This is a genomic window from Bradyrhizobium vignae (assembly GCF_004114425.1).
In the GTDB taxonomy this organism is placed as follows: domain Bacteria; phylum Pseudomonadota; class Alphaproteobacteria; order Rhizobiales; family Xanthobacteraceae; genus Bradyrhizobium; species Bradyrhizobium vignae.
In genome coordinates this window covers 1-680 of the sequence record NZ_RDQF01000154.1, presented here as the reverse complement: position 1 = coordinate 680, position 680 = coordinate 1, and the positions used below count along the sequence as shown (strand labels likewise).

Annotated in this window: 1 protein-coding gene; it reads right to left on the bottom strand. The window is 54.7% G+C overall.

Going from position 1 to position 680, the window contains the following annotated elements; translation table 11 throughout:
* Nucleotides 1-486: 486 nt before the first annotated feature.
* A partial coding sequence (locus EAV90_RS40305) for a hypothetical protein (protein ID WP_208738590.1) occupies nucleotides 487-680 on the bottom strand: 194 nt, incomplete at its 5' end.

Genomic DNA, 680 nt, shown 5'->3' with positions numbered 1-680 from the left:
AGCAGATGGAGAACATCAAGGCCGGGACGCACAATGCGGATTGGGTGGACAAGGCACTGCGCGAGTTGAAATGTGAAGGAGTCGACTGAAAGCCGGATTCGCGCAGCGACGATGGTTGAGGGAGGATGACGCTTTCGTGCGGGGCCCATTCTCCCGATCTTGCCGCCGAATCTACGACCGAGTTCAGAACGGAATGGCGGGCGCGGAGACGGTACGGTAGTTTGCTCTTGCCGGAAGATAGGGAGGGGTAACGAAGCGAGACGTTTCTGGTGCGGTGCCCGAAGGAACTGCGCAATTAACTACCTACTAAGCCTGTGCGGACACCGAAAGAACGACTCGCCTATGTCATTGATTTCGCTGAAGGCTAATTAATAGGAGTGACTCGGCTTCTGCTTTAAGAGCGACTCGATTGGCCGCTTTTCGTTTTAAGAGTGACTCGGTTTTGTAAGCCATTCAAATTGCTTGACGAATCCGAAGGCTATTGTCCTACGCGCCGGCTGCTTTGAACGGCCCGCTCGCAGGTTGCCTATCGTGAGCTTGCTCGGACCCTACGCTAGCACTACTTTGGCAGATTGTGTTTTCGCCGCTGTTTTTCACGGATTTGCCTTCGGCAATATGGGCAATGCTGAGACTGCGGCCGAAGGATGAGATCGACGATGGCGTGACGTACGGCTGGCATG